Below are 277 nucleotides of genomic sequence, written 5' to 3'. Positions count from 1 at the left end.
CTCGGCGCAGATCTCGGCGTCGGCCGAGGAGACCAGTGCGCAGTCGGGTGTGGTGTCGGGTGCCGCGGAGGAGGTCAGCCGGTCGGTCTCGACGGTGGCCGCGGGTGCGGAGCAGATGGGGGCGTCGATCCGGGAGATCGCCAGCAACGCCGCGGAGGCCAGCGAGGTGGCGGCGCGTGCGGTGACGGCGGCGGAGACGACGACGGCGACGGTGGCGAAGCTGGGGGAGTCCTCGGCGGAGATCGGCAACGTGGTGAAGGTGATCACGAGCATCGCG

1 pseudogene is annotated in these 277 nt (G+C 72.6%); it reads left to right on the top strand.

What is annotated here, in order from left to right:
* Window positions 1-277: pseudogene (locus E9565_RS22110) on the top strand (methyl-accepting chemotaxis protein); the annotation flags it as partial.

It is taken from the genome of Blastococcus sp. KM273129 (assembly GCF_021698995.1).
Lineage (GTDB): Bacteria > Actinomycetota > Actinomycetes > Mycobacteriales > Geodermatophilaceae > Blastococcus.
Note: the sequence above shows the minus strand (reverse complement) of the source record. Positions and strands in the feature narration are given on the sequence as shown.